The organism is Parabacteroides sp. ASF519 (genome assembly GCF_000364265.2).
In the GTDB taxonomy this organism is placed as follows: Bacteria; Bacteroidota; Bacteroidia; order Bacteroidales; family Tannerellaceae; genus Parabacteroides; species Parabacteroides goldsteinii.
In genome coordinates this window covers 4,171,768-4,190,266 of the sequence record NZ_AQFV02000006.1, presented here as the reverse complement: position 1 = coordinate 4,190,266, position 18,499 = coordinate 4,171,768, and the positions used below count along the sequence as shown (strand labels likewise).

20 protein-coding genes are annotated in these 18,499 nt (G+C 43.1%); 15 read left to right on the top strand and 5 right to left on the bottom strand.

Annotation, left to right across the window (positions count from 1 at the left end; genetic code table 11):
* Window positions 1-35: 35 nt before the first annotated feature.
* From C825_RS16515 to C825_RS16505, 3 genes are read right to left on the bottom strand one after another with little or no spacing between them, the layout of a single operon-like run.
* Window positions 36-776 carry a lipoate--protein ligase family protein gene (locus C825_RS16515; RefSeq protein ID WP_010803281.1) on the bottom strand — a complete coding sequence of 247 codons (741 nt, stop codon included), beginning with the start codon at window positions 774-776 and terminating at the stop codon, window positions 36-38.
* A complete protein-coding gene (lpdA, locus tag C825_RS16510) occupies window positions 776-2,125 on the bottom strand; it encodes a dihydrolipoyl dehydrogenase (RefSeq protein ID WP_010803280.1) in 1,350 nt (449 codons plus the stop codon). Before lpdA ends, C825_RS16515 begins: the two co-directional genes overlap by 1 nt.
* A 15-nt stretch (window positions 2,126-2,140) precedes the next feature.
* A complete protein-coding gene (locus C825_RS16505; protein ID WP_010803279.1) occupies window positions 2,141-2,743 on the bottom strand; it encodes a nitroreductase family protein in 603 nt (200 codons plus the stop codon).
* A 265-nt stretch (window positions 2,744-3,008) separates the two neighbouring features.
* Between C825_RS16505 and rpmB the strand changes: the two genes are divergently transcribed.
* From rpmB to C825_RS16435, 14 genes are all read left to right on the top strand, one after another.
* Window positions 3,009-3,248 carry a 50S ribosomal protein L28 gene (rpmB, locus tag C825_RS16500; RefSeq protein WP_010803278.1) on the top strand — a complete coding sequence of 80 codons (240 nt, stop codon included), beginning with the start codon at window positions 3,009-3,011 and terminating at the stop codon, window positions 3,246-3,248.
* An 18-nt stretch (window positions 3,249-3,266) separates the two neighbouring features.
* Window positions 3,267-3,455, top strand: a complete 189-nt coding sequence (rpmG, locus tag C825_RS16495; RefSeq protein ID WP_007657199.1) for a 50S ribosomal protein L33 — start codon at window positions 3,267-3,269, stop codon at window positions 3,453-3,455.
* A 16-nt stretch (window positions 3,456-3,471) separates the two neighbouring features.
* Window positions 3,472-3,624, top strand: coding sequence for a DUF4295 domain-containing protein (locus C825_RS16490; RefSeq protein ID WP_005638125.1), 153 nt, complete (start codon window positions 3,472-3,474; stop codon window positions 3,622-3,624).
* Between the two features lie 195 nt (window positions 3,625-3,819).
* On the top strand, window positions 3,820-4,944 hold the full coding sequence (gene dnaN, locus C825_RS16485) for a DNA polymerase III subunit beta (RefSeq protein WP_007657184.1): 1,125 nt from the start codon (window positions 3,820-3,822) through the stop codon (window positions 4,942-4,944).
* Between the two features lie 10 nt (window positions 4,945-4,954).
* The gene (locus C825_RS16480; RefSeq protein ID WP_010803277.1) at window positions 4,955-5,728 is read left to right on the top strand and encodes a 3'-5' exonuclease; all 774 of its coding nucleotides are present in this window, start codon (window positions 4,955-4,957) and stop codon (window positions 5,726-5,728) included.
* 4 nt (window positions 5,729-5,732) lie between these two features.
* Window positions 5,733-6,884, top strand: coding sequence for an iron-containing alcohol dehydrogenase (locus C825_RS16475; RefSeq protein ID WP_007657181.1), 1,152 nt, complete (start codon window positions 5,733-5,735; stop codon window positions 6,882-6,884).
* A 113-nt stretch (window positions 6,885-6,997) separates the two neighbouring features.
* The gene (coaBC, locus tag C825_RS16470) at window positions 6,998-8,200 is read left to right on the top strand and encodes a bifunctional phosphopantothenoylcysteine decarboxylase/phosphopantothenate--cysteine ligase CoaBC (protein ID WP_010803276.1); all 1,203 of its coding nucleotides are present in this window, start codon (window positions 6,998-7,000) and stop codon (window positions 8,198-8,200) included.
* Window positions 8,197-9,111, top strand: a complete 915-nt coding sequence (porD, locus tag C825_RS16465) for a type IX secretion system protein PorD (protein WP_010803275.1) — start codon at window positions 8,197-8,199, stop codon at window positions 9,109-9,111. The genes coaBC and porD overlap by 4 nt, the downstream gene beginning before the upstream one ends.
* A gap of 9 nt (window positions 9,112-9,120) precedes the next feature.
* Window positions 9,121-10,785 (top strand): DNA repair protein RecN, encoded by a 1,665-nt coding sequence (gene recN / locus C825_RS16460; RefSeq protein WP_010803274.1) that lies wholly within the window; start codon window positions 9,121-9,123, stop codon window positions 10,783-10,785.
* Between the two features lie 68 nt (window positions 10,786-10,853).
* On the top strand, window positions 10,854-11,615 hold the full coding sequence (locus tag C825_RS16455; protein ID WP_010803273.1) for a hypothetical protein: 762 nt from the start codon (window positions 10,854-10,856) through the stop codon (window positions 11,613-11,615).
* Window positions 11,616-11,673: 58 nt separating this feature from the next.
* Window positions 11,674-12,021: a DUF1622 domain-containing protein gene (locus tag C825_RS16450; protein WP_010803272.1), complete on the top strand. Its 348-nt coding sequence runs from the start codon at window positions 11,674-11,676 to the stop codon at window positions 12,019-12,021.
* Between the two features lie 62 nt (window positions 12,022-12,083).
* Window positions 12,084-12,509 (top strand): hypothetical protein, encoded by a 426-nt coding sequence (locus tag C825_RS16445; protein WP_010803271.1) that lies wholly within the window; start codon window positions 12,084-12,086, stop codon window positions 12,507-12,509.
* Window positions 12,510-12,564: 55 nt separating this feature from the next.
* Window positions 12,565-13,317 carry a 23S rRNA (guanosine(2251)-2'-O)-methyltransferase RlmB gene (gene rlmB, locus C825_RS16440; RefSeq protein WP_007656237.1) on the top strand — a complete coding sequence of 251 codons (753 nt, stop codon included), beginning with the start codon at window positions 12,565-12,567 and terminating at the stop codon, window positions 13,315-13,317.
* Window positions 13,318-13,330: 13 nt separating this feature from the next.
* Window positions 13,331-13,711 carry a RidA family protein gene (locus tag C825_RS16435; RefSeq protein WP_007656239.1) on the top strand — a complete coding sequence of 127 codons (381 nt, stop codon included), beginning with the start codon at window positions 13,331-13,333 and terminating at the stop codon, window positions 13,709-13,711.
* A gap of 116 nt (window positions 13,712-13,827) precedes the next feature.
* Here the strand turns inward: C825_RS16435 and C825_RS16430 are convergent, their stop codons facing one another.
* Window positions 13,828-15,390 (bottom strand): TlpA disulfide reductase family protein, encoded by a 1,563-nt coding sequence (locus C825_RS16430; RefSeq protein WP_010803270.1) that lies wholly within the window; start codon window positions 15,388-15,390, stop codon window positions 13,828-13,830.
* 75 nt (window positions 15,391-15,465) lie between these two features.
* Entirely contained in the window at window positions 15,466-17,280 is a 1,815-nt protein-coding gene (locus tag C825_RS16425; protein ID WP_010803269.1) for a YgiQ family radical SAM protein, read from the bottom strand.
* 182 nt (window positions 17,281-17,462) lie between these two features.
* On the opposite strand from C825_RS16425, the gene C825_RS16420 reads away from it, so the two are divergent.
* Window positions 17,463-18,464 carry a malate dehydrogenase gene (locus tag C825_RS16420; protein WP_010803268.1) on the top strand — a complete coding sequence of 334 codons (1,002 nt, stop codon included), beginning with the start codon at window positions 17,463-17,465 and terminating at the stop codon, window positions 18,462-18,464.
* The last annotated feature ends 35 nt before the right edge of the window (window positions 18,465-18,499 follow it).

Below are 18,499 nucleotides of genomic sequence, written 5' to 3'. Positions count from 1 at the left end.
TAATGGAACAAGGAAAGGAGGGTGAAAGTTCTATATTACAGGGTGTAAGTATTGAAAATCCAGTTTACGTCTGCATATTTTTTATTCCTTAACAACCGGATTTCTTCCAGGTCGTGGCAGGTGAATTCGTATGGTTCGCTGGAGGTGTTTTCGTTGGAGAAATAATCGGATAAAGACTGTTTGAATTCGTCGATGGAAACGGAAACAGGCAGCTTGTCCGCCAGGTTGGTTACCGGGCTTTTTACTGATGGAACGTAATAAGGATGTGCCGTAACTTCCCCGCCGGTATATTCGGGAGAAGGCTGGAGGGCCCGGTCGAGTATCTCCAAATCTGTGGAGAAAAGGAGCGTGGCATGATGTAGCATTCTCCGTTTGTGGATAGCTTGCGCGCTGCCCGAAATTTTCAGGCCGTCGATTGTCAGCCCCTGCCTTTCGTCGGAACGGGCATGTAGTCCGTAATGTTCCAGAAAGCGGATAATACTTTCGGTAAATACGGAAGAGCGTATCTGATTGCTGTTTTCGATGAAAGTGAGGTTCAGGTTTCCCATATCGTGATAAACGGCACCGCCACCGGAATAACGGCGTGCCAGCCTGATTCGTTTTTGCCGGGCATATTCGATATCCGTTTCTGCCCGGATATTCTGGTATTTGCCGATAACGACAGCCGGTTCATTCTGCCACAGCATGAAGATATCTTCTGAGAAATTCTTTAGGAGGTATTCTTCTGCGGCAAGATTGAACCAGGCGTCTGTATGGGTGTTATGAATGCAAAGCATTATAAATATAAGCTTTCGTGGATGACTTCCCCGACTGTCGGGTGGGGGAAGATGTTCTTTTTGAATTCTTCGGTGGTAAAGCCGTTCCCGATGGCGATGCCGGCTGCGATGATGATTTCGGAAGCGGGATTTCCCAGAAGGTGGCAACCGATGATACGGTCGTCGGTATCCGTTATTAGTTTGCACAGTCCGGCGAACGATTCGTTCTCGGCCATAAAGCGTCCGGAGTAGGTCATCGGTATCTTTACTACATTATATATAATACCGGCAGCCTGTAACTCCTCTTCCGTCTTTCCTACGCCGGCAACTTCCGGATTGGTGTAGACCACGGCCGGGACAGCCTTATAGCTCATCCGGTCATCGTGTCCCAGTAAGTGGTTGATGGCAACTTCCGCTTCCCGGTATGCAGTATGGGCCAGCATGGAAAAGCCGGTGATGTCCCCACAGGCATAGACGTTAGGGTGAGAGGTTTGCATGTATTCGTTTACCTTTATGCCGTTTCGGAGAAGTTCGATGCCCAGTGTTTCGATGCCCAGGTTTTTCGTGTTGGCTTTTCGTCCGACACTGACCAGTATCTTGTCGGCCTCAATTGTCTCAGTCTTTCCGTCCTTTTCCACAATCACGCTGTCGGGTGTGACTTCGATGACTTTTGTCTCAAGAAAGAATTCGACGCCCTTTTTGGTATATTCGGACCGCAGCATTGCTGATATCTCTTTATCCATCGTACCGAGTATCTCGGGCATCATCTCGATAACCTTCACATTAACCCCCATGCTGTTGAAGAAAGAGGCGAATTCGATTCCGATTACTCCGCCACCGATAATAGCAATCGACCGGGGAAGTTCTTTCACATCCAGTGCTTCTTTCGAAGTCCAGTAAGCAATCTCCGACAATCCTTTTATCGGTGGAATGACGGTTTCCGAACCGGTACAAAGCAAGATATTCTTTACCGCAAAAACTTCCTCGCCGCACTGAATCAATATATATCCGTCTTCCTCTCCCCGGATTACAGCTTCTCCCTGTATGATTGTCACGCCGTTGCCGTTCAGCTTGGCTTTGACACCCAGTGTCAGTTTTTTGACGGTCTTGTTTTTACGTGCGATAATTTTGCTTAGGTCGAAGCCCGGGGCATTGTCTGCCTGAATTCCGTATTTGGCGGCGCTCTTTATGCTATCCAGTATTTTGGCTGAATATAATAATGTCTTAGTCGGAATACAGCCTTCGTTCAGGCAAACCCCGCCAATGGCATTCTTCTCAAAGAGGATTGTTTTTAATCCATTTTCGGCGGCCCGTTCACCGGCTCTATAGCCGGCCGGTCCTCCTCCGATAATGGCTATGTCATATTTCATAACCTGCAAATTAAATTATTCAAAAGTAAAGAAACGTTCCTGGATGGGATTGAATTCTTTTTCTCCCGGCTTTTGGGTCGGTGTTCCGAACGGCATTTGTGCGATAAGCTTCCAGTTCGGATTGAGTTTCCATTCATTTTGTACCTTTTCATCGATTAAAGGATTGTAATGTTGAAGAGAAGCGCCTAAACCGGCATCCTCCAGCATCGTCCAGATAGCGAACTGGTGCATGGCAGAAGTCTGTTGCGACCAGACAGGGAAATTATCCTTGTAGCTGGGAAATGCTTTCTGCAAATTTTCAACCACTTCCATATCTTCAAAGAACAAGACGGTGCCATATCCGCAATCGAAGCTGGTATTTATTTTGGCAAGTGTCTTTTCAAAAGCTTCTGCCGGAACGATAGCTTTCAATGCTTCTTTGGTGATGTCCCAGAACTTCTTATGATTTTTGCCCAAAAGAAGAACGATTCGTGTCGACTGCGAGTTGAAGGCAGAAGGTACGTTTTTCACTGCGAATGCGATGAGTTCTTTAATCTCATGGTCCGAAATAGGAGAGCTGTTGGTGATGTTATAGTAGGTTCTCCTGTGTTCTACTGCTTCTTTAAAGTTTCTAGTCATAATTTTTACGTAAGTATTTATGTTTATTATTATTACTAGAACCAATAAAGTTGTATTTTTGTTGTACGGAAGCTTGTATGTATTTATAAGTGAAATTTATTGGCGTTTTGTGTGGAATAATCAAAAATAATTTTTACCTTTGCGCCCTGTAAAGAGAGAAACTCTATTAGAATCTTCGTTCTGATCATGATGCTAGTTCGGAAAGGGAAGACAGATAGCAGGAGTTGTAATTAATTTATTGCGTTAATAAAAAAAGAAGATAGCAATGTCTAAAATTTGTCAAATTACCGGAAAGAAAGCAATGGTTGGCAACAACGTTTCTCACTCTAAGAGAAGAACGAAACGTAAGTTTGATGTTAACCTGTTTACTAAAAAGTTCTACTGGGTAGAACAGAATTGTTGGGTTAGCCTGAATATTTCAGCCGCAGGCTTGCGTACTATCAATAAGCTGGGCTTAGATGCAGCAATTAAAAAAGCAGCTGAAAAAGGTTATTTAAACGCTTAATTTGGAGGAAAATAAGAAATGGCAAAGAAAGCAAAAGGTAACAGAGTTCAGGTAATCATGGAATGTACTGAACACAAAGAAAGTGGTATGCCGGGTACATCCAGATACATCACTACTAAGAATAGAAAAAATACTACTCAGAGATTGGAGTTGATGAAATACAACCCGATCCTGAAGAAGATGACTTTACACAAAGAAATTAAGTAATAGGAGATTTTAAACGATGGCAAAAAAAGCAGTTGCAACATTTAAGAAAGGTGACGGTCGTACTTACTCAAAAGTAATTAAGATGGTTAAGTCTCCGAAGACTGGTGCTTACATCTTCCAGGAAGAAATGATTCCTAATGAAGCTGTAAAAGATTATTTCGCGAAATAATCTTTCCTAATAAAGATATAGAAAAGAGGTTCTTCGATATGAAGGGCCTCTTTTTTTGTTCTTTCCTTTCTGCTGAAAAGAACATAAAAGATAGCCTCACTAATCAAATATTTTTTTACTTTTGTATGGGCGTTTGTGATATGCTCTGACTATATTGTCAAATAATAAAATTAATAATATAAACAATTAAGAACCATGAGATTTGATGTATCCAGCACTGCGCTGTTATCCCGTTTGCAGTCTATCAGCAAAGTTATTGCGTCTAAGAACTCTTTACCGATCCTCGACAGCTTCCTGTTCGACCTTGATGGTAATAAACTGACTATAACAGCTTCGGATGCTGAAACACGTCTGGTTACTTCTGTTGAGGTGATGAATTCAAAAGGTACCGGACTTTTCGCTGTTTCTGCCAAGATCCTGCTCGATCCGTTGAAGGAACTGCCGGAACAACCGCTTACTTTTGATATCAATGACGAAAACCTGGAGATCTTTATCCATTTCCAGAACGGTAAATATAATTTTATCGGACAGAAAGGGGATACTTATCCGCTCCAAAAGCCGTTGAATGATAATGCAATTGCAATCATTGTGGATTCACAAATGTTGCTGAACGGCATCAGCCGCTCGCTTTTCGCAACTGCTGACGACGAACTTCGTCCGGTGATGAACGGTATCTATTTTGATATTCATACAGACGATTTGACGTTTGTCGCATCAGACGGACATAAGCTGGTTCGTTTGCGTAATCTTTCAGTGAAATCACCGGAAAGAGCTTCTTTCATTTTGCCTAAAAAGCCGGCTAACCTACTGAAGAACCTGCTGGGTAAGGAAACAGAAATGGTTAATATCAAGTTTGATGATAACAATGCTTATGTGAACTGTGCGAACTTTGAAATGGTTTGCCGTCTGATTGAAGGCCGTTATCCGAATTATAACAGCGTTATTCCACAGGAAAATCCGTTTAAGGTTACTATTGACCGCATCTCTTTCCTGAATGCATTGAAACGTGTATCTGTTTTCTCTAATCCGGCAAGCAGCCTGGTTAAATTGCAGTTGAAGGAAAGTGAAATGGTGGTTTCCGCACAGGATATCGACTTCTCCACTTCTGCTGAAGAAAAGATTGTTTGCCAGTTTGACGGAACAGAATTGAATATCGGTTTCAAGGCAACTTATCTGATTGAAATATTAAGTAACATCAATTCGGAAGAAGTAATTCTCGAATTGGCAGACCCCTCACGTGCCGGCTTAATTGTTCCTGCTGAAAACGAAGAGAACGAGGACCAGCTGATGCTGCTTATGCCAATGATGTTGAATGACTAATAAATAAGAAATGCAATTAAACCTGAAAAACCCGATAGTCTTCTTCGACCTGGAGACTACGGGTATAAATATAGTAAAAGACCGTATCGTTGAAATCTCTTTTGTGAAAGTTCACCCTAACGGCAAGGAAGAATCAAAGACGAGACGGATCAATCCGGAAATGCCCATTCCACCGGAGTCGACAGCGATTCACGGTATTACGGACGAAGATGTAAAAGATTGCCCGACCTTTAAAGAAATAGCCAAATCGCTGGCGGCACAGATTGAAGGCTGTGATCTGGCCGGATATAATTCCAACCGTTTTGATATCCCTCTGCTGGCAGAAGAATTCCTTCGTGCCGGGGTAGATATTGATTTGAACAAACGTAAATTTGTCGATGTGCAGACCATTTTTCATAAGATGGAGCAACGTACATTATCGGCTGCCTATAAGTTTTATTGTGACAAAAGCCTCGAAAATGCTCACACGGCAGAGGCCGATACAATGGCGACTTATGAGATTCTGAAAGCTCAGTTAGACCGTTATCCGGACGATTTGCAGAATGATATCGACTTCTTATCCAAATATTCCAGTTTTACTAACAATGTCGATTTTGCCGGTCGTATGATCTACAATGAAGAAGGTAAAGAGGTCATTAACTTTGGTAAATACAAGGGAAAGTTGGTGGAAGAAGTTCTGAAAACAGACCCCGGATATTATTCCTGGATTATGAATGGAGACTTCCCGCTGAATACGAAGAAGATTCTTACCGAAATCAAATTGAGAGGTTTTAATTCGAAATAACGCAATGAATAACTTTGAGTTTGCTAATCCTGTAAAAGTTGTATTCGGGAAAGGTACAATTGCACGTTTATCAGCCTTGATTCCTGCCGGAAGTAGAGTGTTAATGGTCTATGGAGGCGGAAGTATTAAGAAAAACGGAATCTATGACCAGGTGACAAATGCATTGAACGGTTTTGAAGTGACTGAATTTTCAGGAATCGAAGCCAATCCGCATTATGAAACCTGCATGAAAGCCGTTGATGTCGTTAAAGAGAAAAATATTGATTTCCTGCTGGCAGTAGGAGGCGGTTCGGTTATAGATGCCACCAAGTTCATTGCCGCAGCTTATTATTATGAAGGCGAACCCTGGGATATTTTATCCAAAGGCGGTGTGATTAAGAAAGCATTGCCACTGGGTGTCGTATTGACATTATCGGCTACCGGTTCCGAAATGAATGAGCGTTCTGTTATTTCACGTGCCGAAACCCGTGAGAAACTGAATTTTGCATCTCCGTTGGTATTTCCGCAGTTTGCAATACTTGATCCGGAAGTAACTTATTCATTACCGGCGAGACAGGTAGCCAATGGTGTTGTCGATTCATTTATTCATGTCGTAGAGCAATATCTTACTTATCCGGTTAATGCCAAGGTACAGGATGCTTTTTCCGAAGGACTGATGAAAGTGATCTATGAGGAAGGTCTCAAGGTGTTGGATAATCCGCATGATTATGATATCCGTGCCAATCTGATGTGGGCCGCTACCAATGCTTTGAACGTATGGATCGGACAAGGGGTTCCTCAGGATTGGTCGTCTCACCGTATGGGATATGCACTGACTGCCCAATTCGGCCTGGACCATGCACAGACGTTGGCAATACTTTTGCCGGGCGTTATGACATATATGTTTAAGGAGAAACAAGTAAAACTGGCCCGTATGGGTGAAGTAGTTTTCGGTATAACCGGCGGAACGGAAGAAGAACGTGCCCGTCAAACAATCACGGCCTGCGAAGATTTTTTCCGCCGGATGGGGTTGAATACCCGTTTGAGTGAATGTGGCATTACAGAAAACGACTTGGATGCATTGGCTGCTCCTGTGGATAAACAAGGCTGGCATCTGGGTGAACATCACAATATTGACAGTAAGGTAACGCGCGATATCTTATTGTTGCGTTTATAAGGAAAAAGATACATCCGGGAGGAAAATTAATTCCATCCGGGAGAAAGTCAAATTTCTCCCGGATGAAACTAAAATCCCTTTCGGATGAATATTTATTTGAATGAATAAGAATGATGCTGAAAGGTAAACATATCATATTAGGAATTACAGGAAGTATAGCTGCTTATAAAGCTGCTTATATTATCCGTGCATTGGTAAAGAAAGGTGCCGAGGTACAGGTTGTAATAACACCTGCTGGGAAAGAGTTTATTACACCGATAACACTCTCTGCCTTAAGTAGTAATCCCGTTATCAGTGAGTTTTTCTCTAACCGCGACGGCTCGTGGCACAGCCATGTCGATTTGGGACTGTGGGCAGATGCCATGCTGATTGCTCCGGCAACAGCGTCGACAATCGGCAAGATGGCTAATGGAATAGCCGATAACATGCTGGTGACAACTTACCTGTCTTGCAAAGCACCCGTTTTCATCGCTCCGGCAATGGACCTGGATATGTTTGCCCATCCTTCTACACAACAGAATCTGGACCGTCTCCGTTCATTCGGAAACCATATCATCGAACCAGCTGAAGGTGAATTGGCAAGCCATCTGGTAGGTAAAGGCAGGATGGAGGAACCGGACAAGATTATAGCTGTTCTGGAAGAGTTTTTCGCTTCCCGCGCCGTCCTTGAAAAAAAAAAGATTGTAATAACAGCCGGTCCGACGTACGAAAAGATTGATCCCGTACGTTTTATAGGTAACTATTCTTCCGGGAAGATGGGATTTGCACTGGCAGAGGCCTGTGCACAGCAAGGGGCCGAAGTTACATTGATAGCCGGCCCGGTATCGTTGACGACCACGCATCCGAATATACAACGGATTGATGTGGAATCTGCCGAAGAAATGTATCAGGCGGCCATGACGGCTTTTCCCGAAGCGGATGCCGGTATATTATGTGCGGCTGTAGCCGATTATCGTCCGGAGATACAAGCAGACGAAAAGATCAAACGCGAAAGTAAAGGGGAAATGATGCTTCACCTGGTTCCGAACAAAGATATTGCTGCCTCCTTAGGGGCAATTAAACAGGAAGGACAGGTTCTGGTCGGTTTTGCTTTGGAGACAAATAACGAAGCAACGAATGCCGAAAGCAAATTGAAGCGGAAAAATCTCGATTTCATCGTGTTGAACTCGCTTCGTGACGCAGGTGCTGGTTTCCGTTGTGATACCAATAAGATATCCATTATCGACCGTCAGGGAGAAACAACCGGTTATCCGTTGAAATCAAAACAAGGGGTAGCTGTTGATATCGTAAATAAGTTGGCAACATTATTGAAATGAAAATGATTAAAAGACTGTTATTCCTGTTCCTGTTGGGAACTACATCCTTTATCGGTTATGCGCAAGATAGAGCAAACGAGTTTAATGCCCAGGTCAAAATCAACAGTGATAAGATCCAGGGGACTAATAAGCAGGTATATACTACTTTGCAGGACGCTTTGACTCAGTTTATCAATACCCGGAAATGGACGGATGCAACCTTTGGTATCAACGAACGGATTGACTGTACTTTTAATATCATTATCAACGAGGCTACTGATAACAGTTATAAGGCTGAATTGCAGATTCAGGCTAGTCGTCCGGTGTACAACTCAAGTTATGTAACGACTTTGCTGAATTTCCGTGATACACAATTAGACTTTGATTACACAGAGTTCGAACAGTTGGAATATACGGAGAATACGTTAAACAGTAACCTGATCGCTACTGTTGTTTTCTATTTATATACGATTCTGGGGCTCGATTTCGACAGCTTTTCACCTAGAGGCGGAACAGCTTTTTTCCAACAAGCGCAACAGGTTGTCACCCTGGCGCAGTCTCAAATGTCGTGGAACGGTTGGAAAGCCTTTGACAGTGACCGTAACCGGCACGCAATAGCAACAGCATTGAATGAAAATGCTTCGGAAGGATATCGTGACATGTGGTATAATTATCACCGGAAAGGTCTCGATGAAATGGCTGCTAATGTGGATCGTGGACGTACTACGATCTTGTCTTTATTGCCGACATTGGAGGAATTGAAGAAAACCCGTCCGACATCTGTTTTGTTACAAATGTTTGCCGATTCCAAATTGGATGAAGTTGTTGCCATATATTCCAAAGCAACTACGACCGAAAAGCAGGAAGGATACAAAATGCTTTCCAGCCTGTATCCGGCAATGACAACTCGTTTGGAGCCACTTAAAAAGTAAAAGAGAATTATGCTGAGATCTTTATTCATACAGAATTTTGTCTTAATAGATAGTCTGGATATTCAGTTTGATAACGGCTTTTCGGTGATAACCGGTGAAACGGGAGCCGGGAAGTCTATTATTTTAGGGGCTTTGTCGCTGGTATTGGGCCAACGGGCCGACGGGAAAAGTATCAAGAGTGGTTCGGATAAATGTGTGATCGAAGCAACATTTGATGTTTCCAAATATCAACTGGAAGAATTTTTTCATGTGAATGATCTGGAGTATGATCCGGAAATATGTATTCTTCGCAGGGAACTGTTTGCATCCGGCAAGTCGCGTGCTTTCGTTAACGATTCACCTGTGCCGCTTACCGTCATGAAGGAACTGGGAAGCCGACTGATCGATATACATTCGCAACATCAGAACCTGTTGCTCGGAGATAATCGCTTCCAGATGAAGGTAATCGATGTAATGGCGGAAAACGAAATCCTTCTGATCCTGTATCGTAAAGAATACCAGCGTTATCTCTCTTTGAAACGGGAGTTGAAAGATTTGACGGAGAAGGCTGATCAGAACCGCCAGGAAGAGGATTATATCCGTTTCCAACTGGAACAACTGACGGATGCTCATCTGGTTGCCGGTGAACAGGAAGAACTGGAGCAGGAGTTGGAGACATTGTCGCATGCCGAAGATATTAAAGGATCCTTATATAAAATAACAGAATTGTTGAATGGCGAAGAGCAGGGAAGCGTACAGCTTATCAAAGAGGCCCTTTCGACCGCCGATTCGTTGGAAAGGTTTTATCCAAAAGCCAGGGAGATTGCCGAACGTCTGCGTTCTGCCTATATTGATCTGAACGACCTGGCCTCAGAAACCGATGTTCTTAAAGAAGATGTCGAGTTCAATCCTGAACGTCTCGAATGGGTGAACGAACGCCTGAACACTTTGTACACATTGGAACAGAAACACCGGGTTCCGACAGTGGAAGAGTTGATTGCCATTCAGGATAAATATACGGAACAGTTACATGATATAGACTCTTTCGACGAGCAGATCGAGGGGATAAAAGCCCAGTTGGAAATATCATATCAGGAATTACTTCAGCAGGCCGCTGTTTTGAGTGAACAACGTAAGATCGCCTCCAAAGCTATTGCCTCTCAACTGGTAAAAATGGTTATTCCGCTGGGGATGCCGAATGTGAGGTTTGCCGTAGACTTTGTTACTCGTTCGGAGCCGGAAAGCGATGGAATGGACGATATTCGTTTCCTTTTCTCTGCCAATAAGAGTGGCGAACTGCAACCGGTTGCCCAAACTGCTTCCGGTGGTGAAATATCCCGTCTTATGTTATGCATCAAGGCAATGATTGCCGGCTTCACAGCTCTTCCCGCTATTATTTTTGATGAAGTGGATACAGGAGTTTCCGGTGATATCGCCGATAAAATGGGGGATATTATGCAGGATCTGGGTACAAAGATGCAAGTGATAACCATTACCCATTTGCCACAGATTGCTGCGAAAGGTAAAGATCATTTCTTTGTCTATAAGGAAGATACAACGGAACGTACGATAACCCGCATTAAAAAATTGAATAAAGAAGAACGTGTTAAAGAGGTTGCCCGCATGTTGAGCGGTGCGTCACTAACCGGCGCTTCGATAGCCAATGCAAAAGAGTTATTGAAAACCAAACGTTGATTATGTCTGTTAAACCTTTTCTTCTTAGAACGGTCATAGATGTAATTACTAACTAAAAATGAACAGTCATGAAACGGATTAGCTTTATATGTTTGTTGATTTTATTGTGCAGTTTGCCGGGACAAGCTCAGTTTTGGATCAGTTTTGGTTGGAATGAGCCACATTGCCAGAGTTGTCTCTGGATGGAACAGGCCATGCGCCTGAACGGAAGACAGGCCGCCGATTATCATAATATCGTACATAAGTACGGTCAGAGAATAGAAAAGGAAGCCCGTAAGCATTACCGCTATTGGGACCAGTCTGCCAAGAAGATATTTAATCTGCGTATGGAACGTGACCGTAAGTTGCAACGAGTTCTTTCTCCTTCGCAATTCCGTCTGTATGTTCGTTTTGTTCGCGAACGTCCGCAGCGTATCCATGATTATCAGGGATGGTATAATAACCCCCACTATCCGAATTATCGTCCCTCTGATATTTGCTGGCGCTATGAAGACCATTACTGGCATAATCAATGGGAATATTCAAACGGACGATGGCATGGGCGTTTTGATGACGGCAAGTGGTATCGGGGTAAATACGATCGTCCCAATCATCATGATAACGGACAGTGGCGTCCGGACAATCATAATCGTCCCAATAATAACCAGCATTTCAATAAACCGTCCAGACCGGGAAATGATCGGTACGATAAGGATAAAAGACCGGACAACCGGAGAGACCGCGACCGTGATAGAGACAGGAAAGACAAAGACAGAAAAGAAAAGGATAAAAAGGAAAAAGATAATAAACGGCAGGAAAGTAAACGCTCTGAAGTTTACCGCAGAAGCTGAAAATTACTGATTGAACTTTCCGGAACATGAGTTTGTTCCTAGTATAAAGAATAAACTCATGTTCACGCATTTTCTAAATATTCTGGCTACGGTTATCAGTGTGGTAAGCCTGCTGATCGTTACTTATGGGGCACTGGTCGCTTTTATCTCTTTTCTGGGAAACGAACTCAAGCGATTTACCGGACAATATTCAACAGTCAATATCCGTCGGCTGCGAGCGGAATTAGGTACTTATTTATTATTGGGATTGGAGTTGCTGATCGCTTCAGATATTCTTAAAACCGTCTTGGAACCCAGTTTGGACGAACTGGCTATCCTTGGCGGTATTGTTGTTTTAAGGACCATCCTTTCCGTTTTTCTGAATAAGGAGATTAAAGAGTTGGATAATGAAAAGGAGGCTTCATGAACTGTCAGGATTAGGATATGTCGTTAAAAATCGTACTTTTGCATTTTAGTAAAAGTAGACGGATGTTCAGAGTTAATAAGCAGATATTATTATTTATAGCAGGTTGCGTATGGATTATAGCCGGAGTCAATATTCTCCGGATCGGAATTCTTACGTGGATGCATGATGCCCATTACTCGGTGTTAAAGGTGGGAGAAGCAGTTATTGTGTTTCTGTTATTCCTTAATTTTGTGTTTTTACGTTTGTTCAGAAAGCATAGCCGTCGTATTGCCCAAAAAGGAGAAAAGAATTGTCCTTTCTCTTTCTTTGATGCCAAAGGTTGGATTGTGATGATTTTTATGATCACTTTAGGAGTGGGAATTCGTCATTCCCGTTTATTGCCGGACTCTTTTATTTCCGTTTTTTATACAGGTTTGTCATCTGCACTGATTATAACAGGAGTATTATTTCTTATTCAAGGCGTGAAGGAACGGCGAAACAGTAAATAATGTTTGTATATTTGCATTCGTATTTAAAAGAGAACATACAGTTAATATATATTTGATGAAAGAAAACGAAATGGTATTCGGCATACGTGCCGTAATCGAGGCTATCCAGGCCGATAAGGAAATAGATAAAATACTTGTTAAGCGCGAGTTGCAGGGAGAACTTTCCCGTGAATTGTTCGAGGTGCTGAAAGGACGCGATATTCCTGTACAGCGTGTACCGGCCGAACGTCTTGACCGCCTGACCCGGAAGAATCATCAGGGAGTGATCGCCTTTATTCCGGCTGTTACTTATCAGCGTCTGGAAGATATTATTCCTTTCGTTTATGAACAGGGAAAGAATCCTTTCATCGTACTTTTGGACGGCATAACCGATGTCCGAAATTTCGGGGCAATTGCCCGTACCTGCGAATGTGCCGGTGTGGATGCCATTGTTATTCCGGCCAAAGGAAGCGTGACAGTGAATGCGGATGCCATCAAAACATCTGCCGGAGCGTTGCATGTATTGCCTGTTTGTAAAGAGAAAAGCATTGAAGAATCCATTCGTTTTTTACAGGCGAGCGGTGTCAAGGTCTATGCAGCCAGCGAAAAAGCTTACGAGAACTATACTTCTATCAAATATGACGGTCCGGTTGCTATCGTAATGGGAGCAGAGGATAAAGGAGTTTCTATGGATAACCTGCGAATCTGCGACAGCATGGTGAAAATACCGCAGTTCGGAACGATCGGTTCCCTGAACGTCTCGGTAGCCAGCTCCATCCTGATTTATGAGGTTGTCCGCCAGCGTATGAATGAAGAACAAAACAACTAAAAAGATAAACACAATGAAAAAAGTTATTGCAACAACAAATGCACCGGCCGCCATCGGTCCTTACAGCCAGGCCATACAAGTAGGAAATATGCTTTTCGCTTCCGGACAGCTGGGTATCGATCCGGCAACCGGTAATTTCGTAGAAGGAGCTGTAAAGGAACAGACAGCTCAGGCTTTCAAGAATGTGAAGGCTATCCTGACAGAAGCCGGTCTTGATATCAGCGACGTAGTCAAAACTACTGTATTTCTTGCTGATATGGGTGATTTCGGAGCGATGAACGAAGTATACGCCTCTCAGTTTGAAGGTGCTTTTCCTGCACGTTCGGCTGTTGCTGTAAAGACTTTGCCGAAGAATGGTTTGGTAGAGATTGAAGTGATCGCTGTAAAGGCTTGATAATCACTGTCAAAAAAATAAGGGACTTTTGAAGTTAAAAGTCAGGACTTTCGTTTTTAAAAGTCCTGTCTTAACATTTCAAAAGTCCCTTATTTTTTTCAGGCAAGTCCGTATCTTTATTCTTGAGTCAGTGACAAACCTACTATTTTGAAACAGGAATCGCAATCACCTTCGATGAAATCGACTGTTTTTGTTCCGGCCGGCAAAGCGGGGAAGTGCAGTTTAAAGGAATATTCACCTGATTCCGGCATTGTGAAGCGTTCGTCCGGTGTGATGCCGTCTGCTGATGTTAGCGGATAATGAGTACCGTCTTCTGTTTTCAGGAAAGTGTCCTTGCCGATACTTACCCAATATCCGGGAGAATTAAAGGCTTTCATATGGAAAATCGTTTCAGAACCGGTCAACTCTATTCTGTTGATCTCTACAGTTTCCGTATTGCTTGATTTTTCAATAGGAAAATCAACAATGGTCGTGTTCCCTTCCTTTTTCACAGACATAACACGGTCTGATTTGTTTACCCATTTGTTTAGCTTACGTTTAAGTAATCCTTTTCCGTATCCGCTCCAGCTATGCAGAATGATCCCTTCCGGTGAGATAATGACGTAATGAGGTATTCCTCTTACATTATATTTAGCTGCCAGTCCGCTCATTCCTCCAAAATCATTCAGGTTTACCCATGACATATCTTTCGTTTTAGAAATCTCTTTCCATCCTTTTTCTGTGTCTGTGCTCAGACTTATGACAGTTACTTTGTCTTTCCATGTTTCGGATATTTCTTTCATTTCCGGCAAAGCCATCATACAAGGACCACAACCGCGGCTCCAAAAATCGACCAGGAGATATTTACCTTTATAGTCGGCCAGATGATGAATATTGCCTTGCAGGTCGTAAAGGTCGGTATCCGCCATTTCATCGCCTTCTTTCACTGTAACGGGAGGATAAAGACATACCGTGATTTCCTTACCTGCCTGAGAGTTTTTCTCATTATCGGATAACTTGTTGTATAAAGCAATCAAATCTTCCTTATAAGGATAGTTCTCCATGTATTTACTTTGCTTGCATTGGCCTAGCAATTTATCCATCCAGACTGTTCCTTTAGGAGTTTGCTGCATTATTTCGATTTCTTTTTGGGAGGAGATCAGTCGTAATGAATCCGTTTTTTTCTGAAGTTCTTTCATTTCATTCCTGATCGCATTCTTTTCTTCTTCGGAAGGATTGCCCGTCCTTCCTTTGGAGAACAAATCCATTAACTGTATATAGATTTCCTGTTCTTTACTACATTCTTCCCGGCAAGCGTCGGCATACAGGTTTAAATCATGCTGTTCCTGGATATCGGCCGATACATTCCATGTTCTGATAAGTTTATTATTACCGGTAACGGTTGTTTCTTTGCCGGGAGCCACCCATACATCCAGCCAGGTGTTTGGAAACCCTTTGTCATGGCTGGAGACCATTAATGCTTCGGGAGCATTGTCGACGGTTTCACCTTTGAAGGTAAAACATTCATTGATGACCGTATCCTGAGCGATCTGGCTCATGACTTGTCCGTCACTACGATAAAGGACAATCCGGGTACTGTCCTCCAGTCCGGAGATTTTACCTTTTATCGTGAATTCGTTTTGTGCTTGTGCAGATATAGCGAATATAAGCGATATACCTGCTAAAAGTGCTTTTACCATATTTATATGAATTAAGTAAATGCAATATTACGATTTTTTCGTAATTAACAAGCAGGATAGGTGAAATATTATTGTTTACCGGCCGAATAATTTAGTAAGCAGGTCTTTTTTTCCTATTTTTTGTAACGCCTGGGTTATCTGCCTGCGAAATTCCGGTTTATACCAGAAGAAGAATTGCCGTTGTGCCAGTTTCTGTTCTTTTGTACGGGCTGTATATACTTTTTCTAATGTATAAGGATGATAACCTGTGTAATATATCTCCGTAGCCAGTGTCATGGGTGTAGGAGTGAAGTCCTGTACCTGTTCCAGTTGGAAATGCAGTTTCTTGGTCTCGATAGCCAGTTTTGCCATATCTTCTTCCGTACAGCCGGGATGGCTGGAAATGAAGTATGGAATTAATTGTTGGTTAAGTCCCTGCTGCTTGTTGATACGGTCGAATATTTTTTTGAATTGTCCGAATTGATCGAAAGAAGGTTTACGCATCATTTTCAGAACATTGTCTTCCGTATGTTCGGGAGCCACTTTCAGACGGCCCGATACATGCCGGGCGATCAACTCTTCCGTGTAGCTCTGAGCTGACTTATTCACGATTTCATCGTCGTAACGGTGCAACAGCAGATCATAACGTACGCCGCTACCGATAAATGAGCGTTTGATCTGTGGCATACTGTCCACTGCTTTATAAATGTCCAGCAACGGAGTATGGTCCGCATTCAGATTTTTACAGATGACAGGAGAGATGCAGGACGGTTTTTTACATTTGGCACAAATACTCTGATCTTTGCCTTTCATCCGGTACATATTGGCGGAAGGACCTCCCAAATCACTCAGGTATCCTTTGAAATCTGGCATTTCCGTGATAGCCTTTACTTCTTTCAGGATAGACTCTTTGCTCCGGGAAGCGATGAACTTTCCCTGGTGGGCGGAGATTGTACAGAATGCACAGCCACCAAAGCATCCCCGGTGCATATTTACTGAAAACTTGATCATCTCGAATGCCGGTATGACTTTTCCCTTATATTTGGGATGCGGCAAGCGGGTGTAAGGCAGATCGAACGAAGCATCGACTTCGGCTTCCGTCATAGGAGGGAAAGGAGGATTCACTACAATAGTCTGCTTTCCAACCTGCTGAAGAATACGCGATGCATTATATTTGTTCGATTCTTCTTCGATATGACGGAAGTTTTTAGCCTGTTTTAATTTATCGCGAAGACATTCTTCATGTGAAAAAAGTACGATGTCATCGGGCTTTATCTCTTCTTTTCCTGTCAGATAAACTGTTTGGCGAATATCTTTTAATGAATTAAAAGATTCTCCGGCCTGTAAGCGGGTAACCAATTCCTTCATGGGAAGTTCCCCCATACCGTAGATCAGAAGATCGGCCGGACTGTCTGCCAGAATACCCGGCCGGAGTCTGTCCTGCCAGTAATCATAATGAGACAGCCTGCGTAAAGAAGCCTCGATTCCACCAAGTACGACCGGTACGTCGGGATAAAGTTCTTTCAGTATTTTGGTATAGACAATGCTGGGATAATCCGGGCGCATTCCTGCCCGGCGATCCGGAGTATAGGCATCATCGCTACGTAACCGTTTATTGGCCGTATAATGATTGATCATCGAATCCATCGCTCCGGGTGAGACTCCGAAGAAGAAGCGGGGAGTTCCCAGTTTCTTAAAATCACGATAATCACCGCGCCAGTCCGGCTGCGGAACAATAGCCACCCGCAGTCCCAAGGCTTCCAAGGTACGTCCGATAACGGCAGCACCAAACGAAGGATGATCCACATAGGCATCCCCACTGAAAAGAATTACATCTATATAATCCCATCCACGCGCTTCAACTTCTTTCTTGGTGGTGGGCAACCATGCTTCCGGTTTGAATGTTTTCATGTTGCAAAGGTAGGAATTTGAGCTATAACTTTAGCTTATAGGGGATAGAATTTAATGATTGGCATATAAGGAAAGGATGTTTTACCTTTGTAACCGAAAAGAAAAATATAGGCGAAACGGCAAACATTATCAATAAGATATGTGTTCTCTTAACAAACACAATTATTAAAAAACAATACAGTATGAAAGCATTAACAGACGAAAAGCTCACTATCGTAGGTGCAGCAGGTATGATCGGTTCTAACATGGCCCAGACAGCTTTAATGATGGGGTTAACTTCTAATATTTGTCTTTACGACCCTTTTGCTCCGGCTTTGGAAGGTGTTGCAGAAGAAATGTTCCAGTCCGGATTTGAATATGCAAACATAACTTTTACATCTGATATCAGCGAAGCGCTGAGAGGTGCCAAATATGTTGTTTCATCCGGTGGTGCAGCCCGTAAAGCCGGTATGACCCGTGAGGACTTATTGAAAGGTAATGCTGAGATTGCTGCTCAGTTCGGAAAGGATCTCCGTGCTTATTGTCCGGATGTAAAACATGTGGTAGTTATTTTTAATCCGGCCGATATTACCGGATTGATCACATTGCTGTATTCCGGATTGAAACCTTCCCAGGTAAGTACTTTGGCTGCACTTGACAGCACCCGTCTGCAAACAGCTTTGGCACAGCACTTCGGAATCCGTCAGAACCTGGTAAAAGGTTGTCGTACTTATGGAGGCCATGGCGAACAGATGGCTGTTTTTGCTTCTACTGCAACTGTCGACGGTAAACCGTTATTGGATTTGATCGGTACTCCGGAACTGACAGACGAACAATGGGAGGACTTGAAAGTGAAAGTTATACAGGGTGGAAAACGTATTATCGAACTTCGCGGTCGTTCTTCTTTCCAGAGTCCGTCTTACCTGTCAATCGAAATGATCCGTGCCGCTATGGGGGGCGAAGCATTCCGCTGGCCTGCCGGAACATATGTTCACTCCGGTAAATTCGACCATATCATGATGGCTATGGAAACAGAAATCACTAAAGATGGTATTTTCTATAAAGAAGTAGAAGGAACACCGAAAGAAAATGCAGAACTGGCAGAAAGTTATGTTCATCTGAGCAAACTGCGTGATGAAGTGATCAGCATGGGTATTATTCCTGAAATCCATCTGTGGCATACATTGAATCCACACATGAAATAAGCCGTTTCTTATATGTTATATACGAAGAAGGGAGC

Coding starts and splice junctions, on each gene's coding strand:
- C825_RS16430 (WP_010803270.1), bottom strand. CDS start 15,390: ATGGTAAAAGCACTTTTAGCAGGTATATCGCTTATATTCGCTATATCT.
- C825_RS16480 (WP_010803277.1), top strand. CDS start 4,955: ATGCAATTAAACCTGAAAAACCCGATAGTCTTCTTCGACCTGGAGACT.
- C825_RS16450 (WP_010803272.1), top strand. CDS start 11,674: ATGTTCACGCATTTTCTAAATATTCTGGCTACGGTTATCAGTGTGGTA.
- recN (WP_010803274.1), top strand. CDS start 9,121: ATGCTGAGATCTTTATTCATACAGAATTTTGTCTTAATAGATAGTCTG.
- rpmG (WP_007657199.1), top strand. CDS start 3,267: ATGGCAAAGAAAGCAAAAGGTAACAGAGTTCAGGTAATCATGGAATGT.
- C825_RS16475 (WP_007657181.1), top strand. CDS start 5,733: ATGAATAACTTTGAGTTTGCTAATCCTGTAAAAGTTGTATTCGGGAAA.
- C825_RS16445 (WP_010803271.1), top strand. CDS start 12,084: ATGTTCAGAGTTAATAAGCAGATATTATTATTTATAGCAGGTTGCGTA.
- dnaN (WP_007657184.1), top strand. CDS start 3,820: ATGAGATTTGATGTATCCAGCACTGCGCTGTTATCCCGTTTGCAGTCT.
- rlmB (WP_007656237.1), top strand. CDS start 12,565: ATGAAAGAAAACGAAATGGTATTCGGCATACGTGCCGTAATCGAGGCT.
- C825_RS16420 (WP_010803268.1), top strand. CDS start 17,463: ATGAAAGCATTAACAGACGAAAAGCTCACTATCGTAGGTGCAGCAGGT.
- rpmB (WP_010803278.1), top strand. CDS start 3,009: ATGTCTAAAATTTGTCAAATTACCGGAAAGAAAGCAATGGTTGGCAAC.
- C825_RS16455 (WP_010803273.1), top strand. CDS start 10,854: ATGAAACGGATTAGCTTTATATGTTTGTTGATTTTATTGTGCAGTTTG.
- C825_RS16505 (WP_010803279.1), bottom strand. CDS start 2,743: ATGACTAGAAACTTTAAAGAAGCAGTAGAACACAGGAGAACCTACTAT.
- porD (WP_010803275.1), top strand. CDS start 8,197: ATGAAAATGATTAAAAGACTGTTATTCCTGTTCCTGTTGGGAACTACA.
- C825_RS16515 (WP_010803281.1), bottom strand. CDS start 776: ATGCTTTGCATTCATAACACCCATACAGACGCCTGGTTCAATCTTGCC.
- C825_RS16435 (WP_007656239.1), top strand. CDS start 13,331: ATGAAAAAAGTTATTGCAACAACAAATGCACCGGCCGCCATCGGTCCT.
- coaBC (WP_010803276.1), top strand. CDS start 6,998: ATGCTGAAAGGTAAACATATCATATTAGGAATTACAGGAAGTATAGCT.
- lpdA (WP_010803280.1), bottom strand. CDS start 2,125: ATGAAATATGACATAGCCATTATCGGAGGAGGACCGGCCGGCTATAGA.
- C825_RS16425 (WP_010803269.1), bottom strand. CDS start 17,280: ATGAAAACATTCAAACCGGAAGCATGGTTGCCCACCACCAAGAAAGAA.
- C825_RS16490 (WP_005638125.1), top strand. CDS start 3,472: ATGGCAAAAAAAGCAGTTGCAACATTTAAGAAAGGTGACGGTCGTACT.